This window comes from Rhodopirellula halodulae (genome assembly GCF_020966775.1).
Taxonomy (GTDB): Bacteria; Planctomycetota; Planctomycetia; order Pirellulales; family Pirellulaceae; genus Rhodopirellula; species Rhodopirellula halodulae.
Map to the genome: position 1 here is coordinate 1,767,948 of NZ_JAJKFV010000029.1, position 16,923 is coordinate 1,784,870.

Below are 16,923 nucleotides of genomic sequence, written 5' to 3' on the forward strand. Positions count from 1 at the left end.
TGGCCAGCCAATGCCCACGCTGATTCACTCGTCCTCGGGTGAGTCGCTGGCTGGTCTGTCGGATTCCGTCTTGAGTGACAGCGAGGACTGGTCGAGCCAAGTCCGCAATGGACCCGTTTGGGGCACCGCGAATGCTCCGTGAGCGGTCTGTCGATCCAGCTCGCGATAGCGAATTACGATCAAGTCAAAGGTCTGTTGAAAGTGTGCTTTCACGCGAGAGTTGATCAACTGGCGGACTTGATCGTCGGTCAAGTGCCTTCGAGATGGATTGTCGAGTTTTAGTTCAAGCAATTCCTCCACTTCGGCACGAGCGAACTGCAATCGGTCCTCCGCTTCGACCGCCGCACGGAACCGGCCCAGCACACGCGGGTCGGTCGACAGTCGAATGTGGTCCAGTTCATGCTTGATCAAGTCACTGTTCCAGAATTCACTGATCTCGGTGGGGAAGGTCCGGAGCCAAACGTCATGGGTGACGGTCAACCCAAGTTTTGGATATCGAACCCGCACCCATAGAACGTCTCCTGACCACCACCATCGGCATCGACTGACGAAGTCATAGTTCAGACGAAACTGAGTTTCCGCGTCGAACTGTCTGTCGATCACTCCCGTCGATCGGTAGCCGTTGGCCTGCGATGGTCTTGGCCCGCCGGACTTGAATTTGACTTGGCCTCGCTCGAGTAATCGTGCGACGTCTTCCGATGGTTTGGGCAGCGTAGTCAGAGGAAGGGGTGTGGTGATCAACGAGTCTTCGTCGATCATTCCTTGGTTCGTTACCACATTGTTTTGACCTGAAGATGGCTCTGCCAACACACACGCGATGACAGCGGCCACCATCGAAAGACGAATTGTACGGAGCCCAGTTCGCGTGGCGAGACGATATGCAGGACGGAATGACCCACGCCGCATTCCATGGCAATGGCTGCGAAGCGACGAACTGGCAAGAGGATCCAATATGGGCATCCCGCAATTTTAGTCTTGGGGGCGGGTTAGTCTCGCGAGCCGGGAGTGATTGTGAGCTTCACCTCCGCACCATCACGATTGACCACAATCTCGACCGCCTCACCAATCTTCAAGGCCTCAATCGCGTACGTGTAATCGTAGATGTCCTCGATTTTTCGTCCGGCCAATCCAACGATCACATCACCTCCTCGAACACCCGCGGTTTCCGCTGGGCCATCCGCGGCGACGCCGCTGAGTTTCAATCCTTTGACGTCGCCGGCCGCGTAGTCGGGAATCGTTCCCAGGTAAGCCGTGAGGCGTGCCCGCGGGACTTCTTCGGTGGATTGACCTTCATCAAGTTTGAATTCCGGCACTTGGTTTGACTGCAAGAATCCACGAGTCAGCAAACCAAACAGACGTGCGATCTTTGCATTGCCGTCGTAGTTCAGCTTGTCCGGCGTATCGCGTGGCGTGTGATAGTCCTCGTGTGCGCCCGTGAATGCGGACAGGATGGGGACGTTGCGAGCGACAAACGCGGATGCATCGGTGGGCAATCGAGTGCTGGTGCGGTCGAGCTGCAAAGGAACGCCGACAGGTACATTGCGGCGCTGCACCTCGCCTTCGAATCCAGGTGAAGAACCGATGCCCTGGACAATCAACTTGTCTCGCAGACGACCCACCATGTCCAGGTTGAGATAGACCGCGATGGCTTCCCCGAGGGACGCTGCATCCGGTGTCATGCCATGAGCATGGGCGATGGCGATATCGTCCTCACTGGGTTCGTCGATTGGAGCCTGTGGATAGAGCTTGCCAAAGTCATCGACAAAGGCTTGCGAGCCAAAGAGCCCAAGTTCTTCGCCGCTCCATGCTGCCACGACGAGATCGCGTTGCAGAGACAGGTTGCCCGTCGCACGCTGATCGGCAACGTACTGAGCGATCTCCAGCATCGCGGCGACTCCGCTGGCGTTGTCATCCGCACCAACATGGACTTGGTTTTCTTCGTCCGCGCGAGCCAGCGAGTTGCTACCGCCGCCGCGTCCAAGGTGATCGATGTGGGCACCGACCATCACCACGGGAAATTGAATGGCTGAGTTTGATTCGGCCGAGTCAGATGCCGGCAATCGCGCCACGATGTTGCGTCCGCTGCCGGTACGACGATTGATCTCGATCGATGCACTGATTTCGATGCCAGTCAATTGTTGTCCCATTGCCATTTGGCCGTCGTCCAGTTGCGACTGCAATTGTTGCAGATCTTTGCCGCCCGCTCGCACCAAGCGAGTGGCGGTGTCGTTGTCGATCGAAATGGCCGCCAGGCTGACTTGCGCTTGCGACGTGTTATTGTCAAAGCGGATCAGGTCCCGCTGCACTTGGCTGTTGGGACCGGCGACGAACAGTATCCCTCGGGCACCCATGTCACGTGCGATGGTGGCCTTGCGTCTTGGGTCACCATACCGAGCCATCCGTTGGCGTTGTTCAGACGAAATGTTTTGGGGCAGATCGCGGAAGACCAGGACCCATTTGTCCGTGACATCCAAGTGCACGTAGCTGTCGTATTCGTCATTGTCTTCATCCCCCGGGATCTGCAAACCATAGCCTGCGAAGACAACCTCTGACTTTGTGATGTCGCCGGTTTGCGAAAACGACAAGGGCACCCAGTTTTCGCTGAGTTTGGTTTCGATGATGCCTTCATTCCCACCAGGCGAACTCGTTCGGATCGTCAGTTCGTTTGCATCGCCGAGCGAAGAGCCCGCGGGAAATTCAAATTCATGAAAGAATGTGCCGTCGTTGCCAGCGGGAACAAAACCAAGGCTTTCAAGGTAGGCCGCAACGTAGGCGGTGGCTCTCTTTTCACCAGAAGTTCCCGTCAACCGGCCGCCTAGTTCGGGACGAGTCAGGTAGTCGACGTGCCGCATCACATCCGCGGGGCGAAATTCTGGTGCCGTTGCGGAAACGTTCGAACGTGCCAACGAAACGTCTTCATCGTTGGAGTCCGACTCGTCTAGCCCCAATGCTCGCCGGGCCAAGTCGACGTCGAAATCCGCGATGTAGATCTGCGACGTACCCTTCTTCGGCGAACCATCTTCGAGCACGACTTCGCCGTTGCTATCGATGACGCGGGTCGTGGTCCAGGACAATCGTTTGCCATCGGGAAGGAAGACAGGCAAACCATCAAAGCCGTCTGTGGTGGTGACACGAACTGGTTCACCCTTCCCATCGGCTCGGACCAGATACAACTCGAAATTCGCGAAACCGTGTCGGTTGGTTGTGAAGATCAGGAACTCACCGCTTGGATGAAAATACGGGGCCCAGCTCATTGCGTTGATGTTGGTCAACCGTCGAACGTCAGTTCCGTCCGTCTTCATTGTGAAGATTTCAGCGGTGGCCCCATTGGGAGCGAAACGACGCCAGCAAATGCGTTCCCCATCCGGTGAAAAGAACGGTCCGCCATCGTATCCGGGTTCATTGGTCAAACGACGCACGTCCGAACCGTCGGCGTTCATGATGTATAGGTCAATCATGAAGGCTGGATCCAATTCGAACTGTTCCCGCTCACGAGGTGTCAGTTCTCGTGTGTAAGCAGCACGATTGGACGCGAAAACAATTTGTTTTCCATCGGGACTGAAGCTCGCTTCCGCGTCGTAGCCTTCCGCATCGGTCAGTGCGGTCAAGCCTTGGGTGGTGCCCGTTTCAATCGAATTCAGATCCGCGACGTACAACTCGTAGTGCGGGTCGTAGTCCCACGCGTAGCGACGCTCTTTTCCGGATGCTCGAAGCTCAAGCTCTTCCTCTTGAAGTTGTTTGGATCTTTCGTCGGCGTGCGTGCTGGCGAACAAGACACGATCGCCATCCGGATGAATCCACGCGCAAGTTGTCTTGCCGAAGCCCGGTGAGACTTGTTGGATGTCGCCGGTTTCCAAGTCAGTGATGAAGATCTGATAGAAAGGGTTCTGCGCGTCGCGTTCGCTTTGGAACACCATTCGTTTGCCATCGGCGCTGAAGTAGCCTTCTCCCGCGCGGCGTCCCTCGAACGTCAGTTTGCGGACGTTGGTCAGGAAATTTGATTCGTTGAGTTCATCGGCAGGTGCGGACGGTTCGTCGGCGTTTGCTCGACCGATGCTGGTCAGCAGGGCCGGCAGCAACACCAACGCGATCAGGTTGACGCTTAGCAACGAAGCGGCTTTGCCAAACGGCCATTGAGACTCGTGATGACAATGCAACACAAGTTTCTGCGACGTGCGAGATTGCATCGGGATGGGAAGGCGGGAGCGTTGCATGGCGCGGCGGGCAATAGGAGGAAGTGACCGAAGATGAAAACGTCGAGCCGTTGTTTCATCCAAGTCGTTTCAACTTAGCAGTCCCTTGGCGCCTCGCAAGCAGATCAAGCCCTCGCTCCAATTCTGAAACAGCTCGGCTCGCTGCTGCGGGGTCTCAAAGACGCGAACTTGGCTCTGGTTGTGACGGTAGTCCTCACGGACCAAACCGAATAATTCGCGGTAAACCGGCGCAGGGTCTGGTTCATCTTCCGTGGTTTGGAAATTGACCCGTGCGCGAACTTCGAAGCGATACAGCTGTTGCCAACCTGGACGCTGCATCGCCACCAGCCGAACTCCGCTGAACTTAGCGGAGTTGCCGAAGTATCCGTTTTGACTGAGGTGGCGACGAATGGATTGCTCCATTTCTCGATCGCCGCACCATGCGTCCCACTTGGATTGAATGCGTTTCCACCAAGTGGTCATGGGTGCCTCTGCAGGTCGGTGAAGATCAGGTGCCGTCAAAAAGTTTCAAATTGGGAGGATCATTGTCCTCCGGCGTGTCGCTGATGCACGAGTCAGACTCAGCATTATTTTTCTCGGCGGGCAAGCCTTCCGGAAAACCGACCACTTTGAGCGTAGGAGTCTCGCTCGCCGGGGCGGCGGCCTGGTGACGATTTTCTGCACAGCGAATCAACGTCTGCGAAAACTCGTCAATTGAATGTCGTTCACGGTCAGGATTGCTGCGATCCATTCCGCCGACGACCAGCACCAAGTCTTGGTTGCCGGCTTCGCCGTGAGCCCACTGAATGGCCCGTTGCGGATCTGCCACCAAACGCATCGCGGCGACGTTTTGAACTCCATCGAGAACTTTGTGGCTGATCGCTAGGAAGTCCGCTTTGTCCGCCGGGGCACAGGTCAAAACGCAGTGGTCGGGCAGAGTCTCCAACAAGCGTCCATATTGCATCAATGTCTCTTCGTCGTCCGCGGAGCTGACGGCGAGAACACACCACAGTTGTGGTCGGCGCGAACGGGAGGATGTTGTTGCGTGAGGCGAAGGTGTCATGGGAACCGAAACCGCCTGGGTTTGGTTCAGATCGTTGCGGGCGGCTTCCAATGCGAACTGAACTCGCTCCGCAGAGCCGCCCACGTCCAGGCGAGCTGTTGGATTGGTTTGGTCCGTTTCCCAATCGCCCGTGGTGATGGATTGGAAACGTCCGGGCAGCTCTCGAAGTTTGCTTAGCGACTCGGCGATTTGCGGCAGCGAGTTTTCGGTCACAACACCGACGGCGGCAGCTGCGGCCAAACATTCCGCGAAGTGTCCGTTGCCCAAGTGCGACTCCATCACCGCCGCACGCGATTCGTGACGCAGCATGGCGGTCAACACACCGTCTTCGCGTGAGACCGTTCGAATTGACACGTCGGCGTTCGTGTCCGTGCCATAGGTCAGCAATTCGACGGGCTGAGTTTCTGTGACAGCGTTGGCCGCACGCATCAATCGCGAGTCGGCAGCCGGGACGATCAAGACTCCATTTTCGGCGGCCAGCTCAAAGGCACATTCCACGGCGGAGGGCCCAAAGTCATTGTTCTTCGCATCGCGTCCGGTCACCAAAACGATGTCGAACTGAATCTGATCGTACGATCCGCTTCTCAGTCGGGCTGAGTCCAGCTCGGTGATGCTGACGGCGGCGCCGGCGTCCACGGCATCGGACAACGCATCGATCAGAGCGTGTCCATGGTTGGCCAAGCTGCTGCCCGCTTCGGTCAGAACCGAATCGCTGGAACCGAGTCCGGTTTGATACGCCACTCGGCAGGGAATGTCACGCAGGACCGAAGCGGTCAAGAACGATGTGATTGTCTTCCCGGCGGAACCGACGATGCCGATCGTGATCAATTTTTGATCGGGACGATCCGTTTGCTTGGAACGGATTTCGGTGAGCGCTTTGGTGGTGTCACCGACGATGGCTTGAGGGATCGGAGCCGGCAACACTTGTTCGGTCAAAATTCCTGCGGCGCCACGAGCGAGGGCTTTGGAAATCAGCTCCACGGGACAATCTTCGCCGAGCCGATAAACCAACAGTTGCCCCGGTTCGCAGGTGTCCATTGAATCGGCAATGGAGGTGAACTCGATGTCATTGCCGGAAAAGAATCGCACCCGTTGCAGCAATCCGGACAGTCGCGAACGCGGTGTTTCACGCTTGGGTGGCGTTGCCGCATCTTTGCAAGCAAATCGATTTTCAATCGCGAAGTCTTGGCGATTCGCGTCGGCGGTTTGCTTCGGTTGCGTTGCGGTTTGGATCGCAGAGGAGGACTCGGTGGAGGTGCCCTTGCCGCCATTCCACTTCACCGCACGCAGGGATGTCTCCGACGTGGTGTGGAACGAAGAACGGTATGTCCGCCCTGGTTTGTTTTGGTCCAACCATTGGTCAATCGCGTGACGCATCTCGTCGCCTCCTTGCTGACGTGAATGAATCGTCGTGGGGTTTTCCTGCTGTCGAGTGAATCCAGTTTCACAGCAATTCAGCAAAGGAAATGACCCCGGTTGAGAAATCCGTTCTCAACATTGGCACGACCGAAGAAATGCTTTCGTTCAGTCATGGAAGCGAATTGTTCCCATCCCTGAAAATCAGTCAAGGTCGAAAATCATTTTGTGGAACTCGTTGAGTTCACCGTTTGCATCTCCCCAAGGACCTTCGCGGGAAGGTTACAATGAAAGGCATGAACCCATTGCGATGGCGGACAGCACGTTCATAAACGCGTCGTTCTTCATCGCGGTGAGCCGAAGCTTCGAGTTCGAACATTGAGGTAGAGCGTTGGCAGTTAACGCTGAAAGGTAGCATCATGTCAGGCCAAGCAAGCAGTTCACGTCGTTTAAGTGTTAACGCCGCGTTTTTGCAGGACATCAAAAACGACAATCGCGATTTGAAAATTTTGATGGATCGTTTGGCGGTTTTGACACAGCCTCGAGAAGCGGCCGCCAATCACTGGTCAGAACTGATTCAATTGTTCACCGATTTGAATGATCAATTGGCACTGCATTTTGGTTTGGAAGAGGCCTACGGCTACTTTGACCAAGCTCTCGACACTGACCCAGAAATGTCGGTGGCAGCGGAGACGCTGCGCAGCCAACACGCAGGGCTGTTTGAAGAATCACGACACTTGGCCGAAGCCGCAGCACACGCGTGCACCGGAGAAACACCCACCGAAGGTGCCACGCCAGAAGTCACTACCGCTCAAGAAAAAGTGCTGGTGCGGTATGACGCGTTCCTGAAACAGTTTCACGAGCACGAAGAAGCCGAACTGAAGCTGATTTTGGACGCCTTGGATGAGGATTTGGGCGTTGGTGATTGAGTCCGCTGTCTAGGTCACAACCATCTCGCCCAAAACCTCAGCCGGCTCCGCTGCAGCGATCAACCGTGAGGTACGTGTCCAACTTGACTCAGTCAAAGGAATGAATTTCATACGTGCGCGTCTGTGAACGGTTAGGATCGTAGAAAGGATTGGCTGATTCAAGAATCTGAGACACGGTGGAGGCGGGCATGCACGGTCGAAATTTCTTGTCGAGACTCTTTGTGTCGAGACTCTTTGTGGGACTGCTGGCGATTTGCATCACGGCAGCGAGCAGTTTCGTTCAAGCTCAGGATGACGACCGTGACGAGAACGACAACCGTCGCAACCCAAATGTGCAAGCGATCGAAGATCGGATCGAGGGAGTCGCCCGACGACTGAACTCCAATAATTTGACCGTGGATGTTGCCCCGCCGCCGCTTTATGGTCGAGCCCGAGCCTTGTTCTACCGAGGCGACATTCCAGAAGCGATTGCTCTTCTCAATCAGTTGCTATTGGCCGCGGATACTCGCGGGACGATGCGGCATCGGCTGGGGCGAATCCCAATTCATACATTGCTGGGAGAATGCCATCTGCAAGCAGGAGACTTGGTTACCGCCGGCGAAAACTATCAAGCAGCGCTGAATGTCGTCGTCGAGAATCCTCAATTCATCAGCGGGATTGCTTGGGGAGAGCTTCATCTGGACAGACCAGAAGACCTGGGGTTTTCGATACGAGATGTTGTGTGGGGCAATATGCAGCCGCCCGAGCGATCAAGACGACGCACTCTTCCGACAAACGAGCTTTGGCCGTCGGCGAATTTGGTACCACTGGCTCTGCTGCGACGATACATGATGGCCGGTGTGCCTCCCGGGCGTTGGGAAGTGCTAACCGACGACACCGAAGACTTCGCGCAGCGTCACGGATTGGACGTGGCGGAAACCATGCGTCAGTTGTCGCTGTCTGCCTACCGACTGCGATGGCTTCGAGGCCGCGCGGCCGTTCTGATGGATGCGACCGGTCAGCAGTTGATGAACGCGACTGTTCCTCCTGGACCCCTGGGGCACGAAGCGGAATTCCGCGCCGCCGGGACTTTGGTTGCCTCAAGTCGTACCGCGATACGTTTTTATGCGGGCGATGATTCTGATCAGCATCTGGAGGATCCGACCGATACGATCGATGATGAGTTTCATCCGCTCACGCCAATCTCCCGTTTGACTCGAATGCGTTCACGGCGAAATCAATGGGATTTGCTGCGGCGATTGCAATCGGGCATCGAACCGATGCGTGAAGGCCAAGCCGTCGTTGTGATGCCGGCGCGTGAAGATCTCAACCAGTTGATCGAGACTGCGATCGTCACCTCGGACATCGCGTTCGCACAGGAACAAATGCAGTTGGGGGTGGATTGCTTTGACGAAGCACTGGAGGAGTTGTCTCATTGGAACGAACGGGCCGAACTGGCGGGACAGCTTGAAAACGCGTTGGTCATGCGATCGGAAAGGCTCCGGAGTACCGCGCCCTCGATCGCCTATCAGTTACGAGTTCATGCCGCCAGAGCCGCTTTGCTTCGCGGATCCGCTGAGCATACTCAAGGACATCTGACTTCAGCGGAGCGTTTTCGCCAAACCAGACGTCTCAACCTGCCACGGTCACAGGCGTTTGCTCGTTGGATCCGATTGCAAAACGACACCGTTTTCTGGGGGCGTGCGACGCGGTTGCAAGACCAAGGCGATCCGGACCAAGTTGCCCAACCAACCAAACAACTGGATCGGTTGACGCGAGCACGGACCAGTTGGAAGCAGGTGTTGGAAGAATTGCGTTCGTTTACAAGTGGAGTGAATTCGAATCGATCGCCGAATGTCGGTCGCATGATCACTCATCCATTGGGCTTTCGTTTCACACTGCTGGGTGATCCGCGTTCGAATCGGGTGCCGATTGCAACGCGAAGTCAGCTCTACCACGCACATTGGCAAGAGTCTCTGGCCAGTGTGGATAGCACATCGTTTGATCGTTTCTGTTTCGAGATGCAACGATCCGATTGGACACGACTCGGAGTCGAATTGGCCATCCGTGCGGACGAGGGCGAACGCGTCGTGCTGCGATTGGAGGAGCACCTTGCAGCTCGAGCAAGGTCTGCGTTGGATGATCTTCCTGGAATGACCGATTTGCGATGTGCGTTGAGAGAAGAACTCACTTCGAAGGATTTGCGGAAAAACAATGTTGTCGCGGAGGGCCGTGGTTTGGAAGGGCGTTTGCCCAATCATCCTGAACTTCGTCGTCAACTTTCTGCGGTGGAACCATGGATGCAATTGAATCCGAATGCGATTGGAGTCAACGCGGCGATTGTTCACGAGCGACTGCAGGCTTATCTCGCGAAACTTGCTTTGACGACTTCCGATTTGCCGAGAGTTGTGCCCCCGCCCATCAAGCAGATTAAACAGCGTCCGGATTGGGATTCGATTCCAAACGACACGGCCGTGATCGCTTTCTACGTCAATGCAAATCGAGTGACCGGCACGATGGTGCATCGAGGCCTGGCCAGCCATTGGGACATCGGATCAACCGGTGAGATCATCGGCCAATGTGAAAACTGGTTGCGAACCATTCTGACGCTGCCAACGACGGTTGACGAACTCAAGGATGAGGCGGAACGCGATCGCATTTGGCAACTGGAGTTGGAAGTCGCACAGCGATTGTTTCCGCCGCTCAGCGGATTCGACCATCCGGATATCCAAAGGATCGTGGTGGTGCCGGACCAGTTTTTGTGGCAGATCCCATTTGAGCAATTGGTCGTGTCTCACGAAAACGCACCCACCAGACGCCGTTGGTCCGAGGCCTACGATGTGACCTACGCGCATACGATTGGCACCGCCATGGAGATGATCCAGCGTCCTACCAAGCAACTCGCCGAGCCGGACGGTGCGTCCGTGGCAATCATGGACGCGAGGTCGGCGCCGACGACGATGCCATTGGATGAGGCGGCTCCCGACAACATTGTCCCCGGTCCGGTTGGAACATGGGGCGACCCGGTTTGGTGGCCGATGATCAGCACCCATATTGTGGTTGCGTCCGATTCGGACAGCCGGATGGGAATCGTCGATGGACTGAATGCTTGGGAGCGTCGCATGCCATCGACTGGAAAAACGACGGTGAGCAGTTGGTGCGAAGTCGGCTCGCCGATCGGAAGTCGTCCTCAATCGTCATCATGGCTGCAGCCTGAAATTGATGAGTTCCTATTTCGACGAATCAGTTTGCTGCACGCCTCAGGTGTCCAAGACGTTGTGCTGCCGCGTTGGAATTCCGTGGGACAAGCAGGGAACGTGATGGCGAACGAAATGTCGATGGAACTGGGACAAGTTCCCTTTGCCGAGGCTTGGAACCGATCCAAAGAAATTGCGAAGAGAATGGAATTCGCTTTCCCCGCGGGGGTGGATTCTGTACCCTTGAAGGACCGCAATGGTCGAGTTACTGGGGCTCACCCAGTGATTCAGCTGCCCCATGTCTATCTCCCCTTTTCTGGTTTCTAAGCCATTGGAGCTAAAATGAAGGCGACGCGTATAAGAATCAGGCACTTCCATCGGGCTCTTGGGACATTGTGCTGTGCAGCGGCTTCGGTCGCAATCTTCGGCCCGCTGAGTTCAGTCAATGCTGCGGAACCGACTTGGCAGCAAGCATTGGTTGAGGCATCTGCGAGCGGAAATGTTGAGCTTCGTGATCGTTTGTTGTCGGGCGCCGCAAAGGACGAGACCACGGAAACACTCGTCAATTCGCTGCGGGGACAATTGCTCAATGAGGCCGGCCAATGGGTATCGATCGATGAGTCGATCGAGGGCAATCTTCAATCGGAGAAATTGCTCGAATACGAAGAGCGACGCGCGGGAGTGAAAAACACACCACGCGAACATTGGCAAATGGCTCAGTGGTGTCAGGCTCATCGTTTGGCCAGCCGGGCTCGTGCTCACGCTCAACGAACCATCGACTTGCAGCCAAACCATGTTGAAGCACACCGTTTCCTGGGGCATGTGCAAGTCGGCAATGAATGGGTCAACGGAGCTGAAGCAGCACAGCGCCAAAAAGAAATTCGCGAATCGCAAAAAAACTTGCGCGCGTACCAGCCAAGGATTCTTGGAATCGCGGCGAAGTTGGACTCGACCGATGAGCGGATGAAAGAACGTGCTTTGCAGCAGCTCAACGGCATTGATTCGCCGCGTGCAGTCAACGCAATTGTTCAACAAACAGTCAATGGCAGCGACGATTTCGCGACGGCTGCTCTGGATTGGCTGAGCGATCATTCGTCGCCGGAGGCATCGCTGGGTTTGGCTCGAATTGCCGTGTTCGATTCTCGCCGTGGCTTGCGCAGCCGGGCCGCCCGAACTTTGAAAGATCGAGACCCACTCACTTATGTTCCCGAGATGCTCGAATGGTGCCGGGGAAGCATTGACGCAGAGCATCGTTTGATCTTTGACGAGGGGGATCGGTCTTTCCAAGTGGTTCGTCGGCAGCGGCGTGAAGACGTGGGGGGCATCAAGCAATTGGACTCGGTCACTCAGATGGTCGCTGTGCCAGTCACCGCGACCGCGACGAGCCCCGTCGCATCACGCGACACGGTCGAAAGTGTCCACACAGAAGCTGCACGCGATGCAGCCACATGGAAGTCAGAAGCGGATCAGCTAAATGTGCAGAACCAGGAACTGCAGTCAAGAATTTTGGCAGTGGTGAAGGAAATCGATGATCAGTACCGAGGTAACGATGCTCCTGAGGAGTTGCGTCAGTGGTGGGCGGACTACCGCGGCTATGGCGATACCGGGGAGCCGCAGTTGGAGCGTCGTCTCGTTCGTAACGTGGCTTATCGAACGGTTGGCAATCTGGCTCCGATCGGATCGAGCCCGTTGGTTCGTACCAGTGGAAGCTTCAGACAGCCGGAAGTCCGCGAAGTGTCCGACAGTCAGCCTCAATCCAGGACTTGGGCGCAAAAACGTGCTGCCTCCACACCGGACCGGGCAACCTTCGGTGTCTATCAACGTCCCCCGGCGGATTGCTTGGTCGCGGGCACCCTGGTCTGGACCGACCGTGGAATGAAGCCGGTCGAGAGTTTGGAACTGGGAGATCAGGTTCTTAGCTGCAATGTCGATAGCGGAAAACTCAGCTATCAAAGTGTCCTAAGGCGAACGGAGCGTGAGCCGGAACCGTTGACGAAAATTCAGTTGTCAGAGGAATCGATCATTGCTTCCGATGGGCACCCATTTTGGGTCGTCGGACGAGGTTGGACTCCGACGGAGCATCTGGTGCCGGGAGATTCCCTTCACACCGCGTCTGGAATGGCTGTCATCGAGACGATTACGCCGGCGTCCACCGACAAGACCTACAATCTCATGATCGAGAGCAACCACAGCTACTTCGTCGGTAAATCGCGAGTTTTGTCGCACGATGCGGAGGTCAAACGAACGGATGATTCGGCAATTCCAGGTTTGACTTTGTAGTGGTTCAGTCGTGTAGCCGCATTGCATTGCCAGTTTGAAAAACGCTTGAAGCCAGTGTCCACTCGACACTGGCTTTTTGTTTTTTGAAACTGAATCGACGCAGGCTCCGTTGACACTCTAGGGCGGCATTTGATACCTGAAACTTGAGTCAAAAAGAACATTTTCTCGAGATCCAGGATCACCCCGTTGCCGCGACGGTTTGCAAGCAAATCGATACACCGTTCGAACCAAGCCAATTGGTTGCTTGGGACGCTGCGCTGCGCGTTGCTGGCAGGCTGCTGTGTGGTCGGCTTTGCGGGTACTGGATGCCGAGGCCGGGCTCAACGAGACGTGTACAGCCAAAAGATGGCTCGCGAAATTCGGTTGCTAGAAGATCAGCTCTACGAAGCGGACTACGAAAACCGGGTGTTGATGGAGAAGCTACGCCGAGCCAAGACGCTCGCCGCCCAAAACAACGCTGTTGCACCGTCATCGCAACGGAAACCTGGTTTGCTGCAAGGACTGACAAGTCCGCAGAACAAGCAAACCCGCTTGCCGGATCCGATCGTGGATCCTGGCGTTGAATCTCAGAAGGATCCATTGGAATTGGACGAAGTCGTCGACGGTCCCGAATTCATTGATCCGGGGATGCCCGATGACTTCTCGCCGCGGGAAGATATCCCCAAGCCGTTAGAAGATCCTGTTCCTGATCTGGATCAACCCAACGAATTGTCCGTTCCGGACTCGGAAGAGAAGCGACCGTCCGGTGGCGATGAAACGGATCAAGATCTCGACGTCGGAAATGGATTCGATCTCGACTCGATGATTGATCCCGGAGAACCATTCATTCCAAATTCGGATCCAGGTTCGTTGTTGCCTGCTCCAACACAACCAGTTCCTCCGGGGCCAAGCGATCTGCAATTTGACCCGGTGGTTCCTGGTGACGTGGTCCCGCCGAGTTCGCCGTCTGGCAAACCTGAAGACCCTCCTGGCAAGATTGATTTGCCGCCGGGGCTCGGAATGCTCGGAGGCTTGGGAGGTGTTCCCGGGGCTCCCGCGAAGATCGAATTGTATCCGGCCAAAATCCAGGTGAACCCGAAGGTTTCGACTCCCAAGTTCATCAGCGACCTCTCGTCGCTTCCCGCCCCGCCCGCCAAGCCGGACTACCCACCGACGGAAGGCATCGATGTCGTTTTAGATAGCGTTGACCAGTTCGGGCATGGAATTGCGTTGCTTGGTGGATCGCATGACCCACTGAACCGATTGGCATCGACTGATCAGCCTCGCCTCACGTCGTTGCCTGAATCGAGTGAGAGCACCATCGTCAGCGTGGTGGTATTGGATGCGAACAAGACCGGTGACGATGCGAAATTAGGACGCTGGGACTTCGAATCCGATCAACTGCTGAAGCTGCAACAAATGTCCGCGGTCGATTTACCTCGAGAATCCGTCCGTTTGCCAATCCGGTGGAAAGAGAAACGTCCGACAGGTGAGAAGGTGGTTGTCTTCGTTCGCTTGAAACAGGGTGAACGCGACATCCGATGCGACATCGAAATGGACCTACGGTCCAAGGCCTCCGTTGCGGGTTGGTTGCCGCGGCGCTAGTCCGGTTCCCTCTTTTTTTATCAGTTCAGACTGATCGGAACATCTGAGGTTGTAGCGGTTGCGAGGAATGATTCGGGGGGGAAGAATCGCAGCCGAAGCAGAATGGGGCACGGGAAACGTGAATGCTGGCGGACCCGTCATCGAGTGACCTAGGTTTGAGAAACTTGCTGAAAGCCTTCTCGCCTGAGTGATCGATTCGATGGACGTGCCTTCCATGGGTTCCTCGCTGGACCTCAATAGTCTTCCTGTATTGCCCTTGTTAGTCATCGCGGGGATCGCCTTTGTTGCGACCATCGTGATCTACGGCTACTCGATGAAATGGGGCCTGTCGCTGGCCGGTTGCGGGAAGCATGGCTTTGGATGGTCCTTTTGTATTTCGTTCGCCGCAGGCGTTACGAGCAGTGTCGCCGTCGTCGCATGCGGCATCGTTTCCGAAGCCATTCCGCCGTACCTTCCGCTGTTGATCAGCTTTGTGGTTGCGGTGTTGACCGTTTCTGCGATGTCCAAAAGCAATCCATTTTCAGCGGGATTGGCATACTTCTTGTCTCTTCTGATCGGTGGCGTGGGGATGGTCATGTTGATTGCCGGAATCGTCGCGGCGTCGATGGCGTTTGTTGATTACCGTGAAATCGCCACAGCAATGCAGGCGATGCAACCTGGCATGCAATCGTTGTCACACAGCGAAGAGGACGAATGGGCCGTCAGCAATGAAACGTTTGACAACGTCTTCTTCGAAGACTCCGATGCGGTTCGCGAGGTCAACGCGGACGGTGCCAATGCCGTCAATTGGTTGCAGCAAGCACGGCAATCCGCGAATGAAGCTTGGGCCGCACGCACCGCTGATTCGGACACAGAGAGCGAACATCAGGGCTCGTACGAAAGCGTGGGCGATGAAAATTCAACTCATCCAGCCAAGCCACGGAACTCTGTCCAGACGAATCCTTTCGTCAAATAGGTCGAGCATCGTCCGAAGACCGCTCGAGTTGCGTGTTGCTGGACGCGAACCGGTCGTTCAGCTGAAAAGGGACCGGATTGGTTGACCGTCGCGAACCAAAGTGATTGGGCGACCTGTGTCACTTTCAAATTCCATCGTGGGATCGATGCCCAGGTTCCAATAAAAGCTCGCGGCGACATCGTCCGGGGTGATGCCTTCATGGCGAGGGCCTGCAGCGGTGTCGTCACTTTCGCCGATCACTTGGCCACCGCGAACGGAGCCACCGGCCATCAACATGAACATGCATCGTGGGTAGTGATCCCGTCCGCCCTCTGCGGATCGATCGTTGATCTTGGGTGTACGCCCAAATTCACCACTCACGAACACTGCCGTGGACTCAAGCAATCCACGTTGTTCGAGTCCCACCAGCAAACCACTCAAGCCAGCGTCCAGTTTGGGAAGTTGCTGGTCCTTGAGCTTCGTGAAGTTGTCTTGGTGAGTGTCCCATCCACCAAGTTGCAGCGACACAAATCGGACATCCGATTCCACCAAACGCAACGCCAGCAAGCAGCTTTGACTGAAGCTGTCTTCGCCAAATTGATTTCGCATGCTTTCAGGTTCTTGCGAAATATCGAACGCCTGGCGAGCACGTGAAGAGGTGATCATCGCGTAGGCTTGTTCGCCGAATCGATCGAGACCTTGAAGCAACGCGTCGTTCTTTTCGATCGCAGCGAAACGCCGGTCCAGTTTTCGTAGCAAACTTTGTCGACGTGTGACTTCATCGACCGAAACGTTCCCTGGAAGCGAAATCCCGCGAACTGAAAATGGTTTGTTGGGAGCGGGCGTGGCTTTCGTTTCCAACGCAGCGTGTTGAATGCCTAGGAAGCCTGCGCCATGGGAGGCCTTGGGAATGGCGACGTGATTGGGAATGTCAACATCACCCGGTCGCTCGCGAGTCATCACCGCGCCGTAGCTTGGGTATTCGAGTGATGGAATGGGGCGAGTGCCACAGTTGATGTATTCTCGCCCCAATTGGTGTGCCGCGAGAGTGTGGCTCACACCGCGAAGGATCGCGAACTTGTCAGCGACCTTCGCAAGCTTCGGGAGGTGTTCGCTGATTTGAACGCCGCTCACGTTGGTCGAAATTGGTCGGAACGATCCGCGAATTTCTTTGGGCGCATTGGGTTTGGGGTCGAAGGTGTCAATATGCGACGGACCGCCATTGAGTTCAATGAAGATGGCTCTGGTGGCTTTTCCCGGCAACACTTTTCCGGCCGCCTCAGCACGAAGGACGGTCGGCAGAGATATTCCCTGTAATGCAACTGCCCCCAGTCCCAGCGTGCCGGTGCGAAGAAAGTCTCGACGTAGAACGCCATCGCAAGTTCGGTGAAGCTTCATCGGAAACGCC

At 55.9% G+C, this 16,923-nt stretch carries 10 protein-coding genes; 5 read left to right on the plus strand and 5 right to left on the minus strand.

From position 1 onward, the window contains the following. Positions 1 to 24: 24 nt before the first annotated feature. The 4 genes from LOC70_RS19385 to LOC70_RS19400 all read right to left on the minus strand — a co-directional run bounded on the left by LOC70_RS19385 (position 25) and on the right by LOC70_RS19400 (position 6,633). Positions 25 to 759: a hypothetical protein gene (locus LOC70_RS19385; protein WP_230255627.1), complete on the minus strand. Its 735-nt coding sequence runs from the start codon at positions 757 to 759 to the stop codon at positions 25 to 27. Between the two features lie 227 nt (positions 760 to 986). Further along, positions 987 to 4,214: a M28 family peptidase gene (locus LOC70_RS19390; protein WP_230255628.1), complete on the minus strand. Its 3,228-nt coding sequence runs from the start codon at positions 4,212 to 4,214 to the stop codon at positions 987 to 989. 69 nt (positions 4,215 to 4,283) lie between these two features. Continuing rightward, positions 4,284 to 4,676, minus strand: a complete 393-nt coding sequence (locus LOC70_RS19395) for a hypothetical protein (protein WP_230255629.1) — start codon at positions 4,674 to 4,676, stop codon at positions 4,284 to 4,286. 25 nt (positions 4,677 to 4,701) lie between these two features. After that, a complete protein-coding gene (locus tag LOC70_RS19400; RefSeq protein WP_230255630.1) occupies positions 4,702 to 6,633 on the minus strand; it encodes a Mur ligase family protein in 1,932 nt (643 codons plus the stop codon). A gap of 398 nt (positions 6,634 to 7,031) precedes the next feature. On the opposite strand from LOC70_RS19400, the gene LOC70_RS19405 reads away from it, so the two are divergent. From LOC70_RS19405 to LOC70_RS19425, 5 genes are all read left to right on the plus strand, one after another. Further along, positions 7,032 to 7,541, plus strand: coding sequence for a hemerythrin domain-containing protein (locus LOC70_RS19405; protein WP_230255631.1), 510 nt, complete (start codon positions 7,032 to 7,034; stop codon positions 7,539 to 7,541). Positions 7,542 to 7,762: 221 nt separating this feature from the next. Further along, a complete protein-coding gene (locus LOC70_RS19410; protein ID WP_230255632.1) occupies positions 7,763 to 11,044 on the plus strand; it encodes a hypothetical protein in 3,282 nt (1,093 codons plus the stop codon). 15 nt (positions 11,045 to 11,059) lie between these two features. Further along, on the plus strand, positions 11,060 to 12,997 hold the full coding sequence (locus LOC70_RS19415; protein WP_230255633.1) for a polymorphic toxin-type HINT domain-containing protein: 1,938 nt from the start codon (positions 11,060 to 11,062) through the stop codon (positions 12,995 to 12,997). Between the two features lie 345 nt (positions 12,998 to 13,342). Further along, positions 13,343 to 14,581 carry a hypothetical protein gene (locus LOC70_RS19420; protein ID WP_230255634.1) on the plus strand — a complete coding sequence of 413 codons (1,239 nt, stop codon included), beginning with the start codon at positions 13,343 to 13,345 and terminating at the stop codon, positions 14,579 to 14,581. Positions 14,582 to 14,780: 199 nt separating this feature from the next. Continuing rightward, a complete protein-coding gene (locus LOC70_RS19425) occupies positions 14,781 to 15,536 on the plus strand; it encodes a hypothetical protein (RefSeq protein ID WP_230255635.1) in 756 nt (251 codons plus the stop codon). A gap of 57 nt (positions 15,537 to 15,593) precedes the next feature. Here LOC70_RS19425 and LOC70_RS19430 read toward each other — a convergent pair whose 3' ends face one another. After that, positions 15,594 to 16,913 carry a DUF1501 domain-containing protein gene (locus tag LOC70_RS19430; protein ID WP_230255636.1) on the minus strand — a complete coding sequence of 440 codons (1,320 nt, stop codon included), beginning with the start codon at positions 16,911 to 16,913 and terminating at the stop codon, positions 15,594 to 15,596. Positions 16,914 to 16,923: the final 10 nt, after the last annotated feature.

Bases quoted from the DNA above. Each gene is read 5' to 3' on its own strand.
- LOC70_RS19425 (WP_230255635.1), top strand. From the start codon at position 14,781: ATGGACGTGCCTTCCATGGGTTCCTCGCTGGACCTCAATAGTCTTCCT.
- LOC70_RS19385 (WP_230255627.1), bottom strand. From the start codon at position 759: ATGATCGACGAAGACTCGTTGATCACCACACCCCTTCCTCTGACTACG.
- LOC70_RS19430 (WP_230255636.1), bottom strand. From the start codon at position 16,913: ATGAAGCTTCACCGAACTTGCGATGGCGTTCTACGTCGAGACTTTCTT.
- LOC70_RS19415 (WP_230255633.1), top strand. From the start codon at position 11,060: ATGAAGGCGACGCGTATAAGAATCAGGCACTTCCATCGGGCTCTTGGG.
- LOC70_RS19400 (WP_230255630.1), bottom strand. From the start codon at position 6,633: ATGCGTCACGCGATTGACCAATGGTTGGACCAAAACAAACCAGGGCGG.
- LOC70_RS19395 (WP_230255629.1), bottom strand. From the start codon at position 4,676: ATGACCACTTGGTGGAAACGCATTCAATCCAAGTGGGACGCATGGTGC.
- LOC70_RS19390 (WP_230255628.1), bottom strand. From the start codon at position 4,214: ATGCAACGCTCCCGCCTTCCCATCCCGATGCAATCTCGCACGTCGCAG.
- LOC70_RS19405 (WP_230255631.1), top strand. From the start codon at position 7,032: ATGTCAGGCCAAGCAAGCAGTTCACGTCGTTTAAGTGTTAACGCCGCG.
- LOC70_RS19420 (WP_230255634.1), top strand. From the start codon at position 13,343: ATGGCTCGCGAAATTCGGTTGCTAGAAGATCAGCTCTACGAAGCGGAC.